We start from the raw sequence: 4,829 nt of genomic DNA, 5'->3' as shown, positions 1-4,829 counted from the left end.
TTCCCTGGCGCCCACAACGGAGTCGTGGTACAGCATCGGCAGCTCGTCGACATGGTCTTCGCCGCCGAGAGCCTTGAGGATCTTGTCAACCCGCGCGGCGCCTTCCGGGCCTTCCCCGAAGTCATTGACAATACTGTCGCGCGTCGCCTTTTTTATAGCGTATAGCTTTTCTGGAGGTCCCACGGCCGCCAGGTTTGTGATCTGGTCCACGGTAAGTCCGCTGATGAGCTGCCGTATCGCCGGGTTCGGGTTGTTTACCCAGTTGTTCCAGTGAGCCGCCACGTGCAGCGCATTAGTGAAGTCGGGGGCGAGAGTAGAAGGCATTCGAGCGTCGCCGTAGCGGCTGGGCGCCTTCGGAGAGTCCACGGCGGCGAAGTAGCCGAGCTGGGAGGCCTGAATGACCGGTTCCAGCCGCTGGCGCAGCTCGACGTCGGCCTTCGTCTGAGGCGGTGGAAGCGCCTTGGCCATGCCTTTGATGGCGTCGAGATTGCTCTTCGCTAGCTTCAGCGCGTTGGCGTAGACGTAGTCGCCGGCCAACCCAGCGGCGGTGAGGTCCCACCCGCGCAAGGTGTCGTCGATCTTTTCCATCTCGTCCCGCAGGCCCGCTGTCTGGGTGTCAATCCTGGCGGCTTCCTGGTAGATCGCGACTTGCTCTTTCTCGATCGCACCTCTGTCGCAGGTGTGCCCAGTATTGCAACTGGTGATCGCCTCGGTGAGTTTTGCCCTCCGATCGTTCAGGGCGTCTTGCCCCATCGCCTTCCGTGCTTCCACCAGCTGTTCGCGGAGACTCTTATCAATTAGCTGCGTATCGGACATGACTCGGGCGGCGAACGCGCGCGGATCCTCGCCGGGATTTCGCTGGGTACTGGCGTTTCTGGTGACGGCTTCGATCATCTCGGGGTGGTCGACCAACAGTCGCTCGGCGGTGTCGACTTTTCGGCGTTGCTCGCCGTACACCGTGGAGAGCACATTGCCGGCCTCCTCGGTGCGCGCCATCCGCTGCAGCGTCTTCGGATCGATCTGCCCGGCCAGCGCGGCCATGTTCCGCATTTCGGCCGCGGTGGGGGGGCCACCGTGCCGAGCGGCCTGGGCCGCTGCGTCGGCAAAAGCAGCGAGCTGGGGTGCGCCGACCTCGGCGCTCCACCGGAACTGGCTGTGCGCCTCCAGCACCGCCAGCTGGGCACGCTTGTTGTCCGCGTTGGAATGCGCTGCGTCCACCCAGTCCTTCGGGGTCGCGCTGCCGTCGTCGCCGGTCACCATCTCGCGTACGCCCTTTGACGCCTCCTCGGCGAACGGCAACTGCCGATCAATCAGCTTCGGACGATTACCGGCACACTGGCCACCGACACCGGTGCATTGCGAGGTGCTGTCGGCGCTGGCGCCGAAGGTGTTGACGGCGCTGGCGTCGAAGTCCGAGCCGAGGCAGGTCCCACCCGGTTTGCACGCCTGGCCGGCGTGGTAGCCGGTCGCGTCCTCGGCGAAGAGCAGCTGAGTGGCGGTGTCGTTCTTGTCGTGGACGGATTCGATCCAATGTCCGAAGGAGTCCTCGGAGTGGACGAATCCGGCACCCTGTTTCGAGGCGGTCACGCCACCGCCGGTGCCGTCCGCGTTGCGATGAGTCTCGTCGAACGTCGCACTGCCCACTTGGCCAGAGGAGGGGTCTGGCCACTCGGCGCGCTGAGTGTCAACCCGGCCGTTCGGCCCCGGCGCGGTCGCGGTGCAGAACCCTCCGCCGCCCCCGGTCGAGCCGGCACACGTCGTCGAGCCGCCTTGGCCCGGTTTGGTCGGCATCGTGTGAATGGCATGGCAGTTGACGCAGTCCACCTTGACGCCCTCGGCCGTGCGGAACGTGCCGGTGCCAACGCCACCGGACTGACCGAGAGCGATGATGCCGCCAAGTCCCTTGGCGTCGCGGCCAACAACGGCGCCCGTGCCGGTCGCCATGGTGCCGGGCTTCCCGGGCGCGGCGCCCAGCACGTCGCGTCCGTCGGCCGAGATGTAGGAGGCGGAGCCGACGAACGTGAACCCACCCCGGTTGGCGCCACCGTTGCCGGCGGTGAGCTGGCCGGAACCACTAATGGTGAACTTGTCGACCCCCGTGGTGCCGTTCTTCAGCCGGATCTTGGGGCCGGTGTAGGTGACGGTGCTCCCGTCCTCGATCGGACCGTTGAACGCGAAGCGCTTGTCGGCCATGCGCAGGGCGTGGATCGTCTGCGGTGTCGGCGTGGCCTTGATCTCGATGCGGGCTCCGGTCTTCGCGTTGACCGCGGAGCCGAGGTGGCCGACCTTGATCGCGCGGTTCCCCGCCGCGTCCACGCTGACCTGGGCCTTGGTCGCGCTATTCACCCTGGCGCCACCGGCGGACACGACGAGTCGCTCCTGTGGGTTCGCGGCGGCCGGGTTGTACTCCGCCCGCACCCGGCCCTTGTCGCGCTCCACCGAGCACTGTGAGTAGCACGTCTTGGTGGTCGACTCGCCGCGGACGGTCACCGTCTTGGGGCTGGCGCCGACTCGGAGATCGCCGTGCCCGGTGGCGTCGACCGGTGCCTGCGCCTGGCGGGACTCGGTCCCCCGTACCTCGGCATGCTCTGGGTTCACTGCGCCGACCCGGAGATCGCCCTTCCCGGTGGCGTCGACCGGACCCGCCGGAACCAGCGTGGCGTCCGCGCCGCTCACCTCGTTGCCTTGCGTTGTCAGGTCGCCCTCGCCGTCGGGCGCGGTGCCCTCGCCGTTTGCCGCGTCGCCCCCCTGTCCGCCATCGCCGGGTTGCGGGATGGGGGTTTGGATGAGGTTGTCGTAGTCCTCGCTGGCGCCTTCGCAGGAGCTGTAGTTGCCGTAGCAGGTGCCGCCGACCGCGCCGGGGCCGTCGGCCTGCACCTGCACGCCACAGCCTCCGGGGGCGGACAGGGTGCACTTGCGGCGGGCGCCGCCGTCCCAGGTCCAGCTTCCGTCCGGTGCGTCGGCGTGGCTGCGCAGTTGCGCCTCGGCGTAGCCGCTCACCGCGCAGTTGCTGGCGGTGCCGGAGCAGCCCCCGCCGATCTCCGCCTGGCCGGGGCCGGCGGTGGCCGTCGCGGTGACCGCGACCCAGCCGCCGCCCATGCCGCCACCACCCGAGCCGGTCACCGTGATGTCGGCGACGCTGTGGTTGTCCTTGTTGCTCGGGTCCTGCCACTCGTCGTGCGCGGAAATGGTCGCGGTGTACGAGTGGCTGCAGTTGGTGCCCGGGGTGCCCATGCAGGACGCCCCGGCTTGCGAGGGCTGGGCGAAGGCGGTGGTGAGCACCTGGCCTTCGCCGACGGTGCCGGAGCCGGAGCCGACCGCGTCGCCCTTCGCGCCGGGTGCGTTCGCGTGGCTTTCTGTCCGGTACTCGTAGTGGCAGCCCGATCCCTCGCTGCCCTGGCATGCGGCGGCGGCCATCGCGTGCTCATCGCTGGTCTGGATGTCCGCGCCGGTGCCGCACCAGCCACCACCCGCGCCGCCCGAGGCGCCGCAGTCCGCCTTGGCCGACGCGCTGTTGCCGGCGGTCTTGCTCTGCCCGGAGCTGTGGGCCTCGAAGTGGTGGGCGCACGTGGAGCCCTCGGTGCCGGCGCACTGGGCGGCCACCTGGGCGCTGCCCGGCCGGGCGCCGACCTGGATGGAGCTGGCGCACTGGCCGGTTGCGCCGGCGGTGCAGCTAGCGTTGGCCAGTGCGGCCTGGGTCGTGCCGTTGGCCTCATCCCGGGCGTTGCCCTCGGTGTGGGTGCGGCAGCCGGCGCCGGCGCAGCCGGCAGCGAGCTGGGCGGTGCGGTCGACCACGTTCGCGCTGTTGGCGTCCGTTCGGCCGGCGTCGGCGGGAACCACGGTGACCGAGGTGCCGGCGGTGATTTCGGCCTGGCAGACGCCGGTGCCGGTGCAGGTGCTCTCGCCGCGCGCGGTGGATACGTTGCTCGGGTTGGTCGCAGTGCCGTTGCCGGCCGGGCCAGCGGTGGCGGCGGAGTTGCCGGTGAGCTTGGCGGTGCAGCCGGCGCTGGGACAGGTGGCGCGGGAGCTGGTTTGGGCGTTGCCGGTCAGGCCCGGGATGGGCTTGCCGTCCTGGCCCTGGCCGGCGTTGCGGCTGGTGGTGGCGGTGGCCTCGCTGGTGACGGCGCAGCCGTTCTGGCTGGGGGTGCAAGTGGCGTCGGTGTGGGAGGCGCCGACGAAGCCGTCGGTGTTGCCGGTGGTAGCGGCGGTGCAACCGGGGCCTGCGCAGGTAGCGGCGGCGTTGGATTGGGCCAGGGTGGCCGGGATCGCGTCGGCGGGGAGCGGCTTGTTCGCTGCGTCGGTAGCGGCCTTGGCGACCTTGGTGGCCTCGTCGGCCTGCTTCGCCGTATCGGCGGCGGTCTTGCGTTGTGCGTCGGTGGCGCCGGGGGCTTCGGCGGCCTGTTTGGCCTGGTCGGCGGCTTGGCGGGCGTTGTCGGCCTGCTGGGTGGCCTGTTGTGCGGCGGTCTTGTTTTGTTCGGTGATGATGTCGGCGACGACCTGCCCGGAGCCGGCGGTGGCGCTGGTGGTGGCGTCACAGGCGGTGGCGGTGGTGTCGCAGGTTGCGGTGGTGGTTCCGGTGGCTTCTGGTGGGCCTTTGTTGCCGGTGCCGCTGGTGTTGTGGCCGTCGGGGGCTAGGCCGGTGGCGGAGCTGTGGGGGGTGCCTTTGCAGGTGCTGGTGGTGGTGTCGCAGGTGAGGTTGGCCCAGGCGGTGGACCAGGAGGAGGCGCCGGGGATGGTGGGGCCGCCGGAGCTGGCCGAGGAGCCGGGGGCGGTGGCGGGCTGGTTGGGGTTCTTACCGCCTTGGGCGGGCTGGTCGGGGGTCTGGGGGG

The organism is Actinospineispora acaciae DSM 45401 (assembly GCF_000620785.1).
Taxonomy (GTDB): Bacteria; Actinomycetota; Actinomycetes; order Mycobacteriales; family Pseudonocardiaceae; genus Pseudonocardia; species Pseudonocardia acaciae.
The sequence above is the reverse complement of the archived record's forward strand: the minus strand, read 5'-3'. Positions refer to the sequence as shown.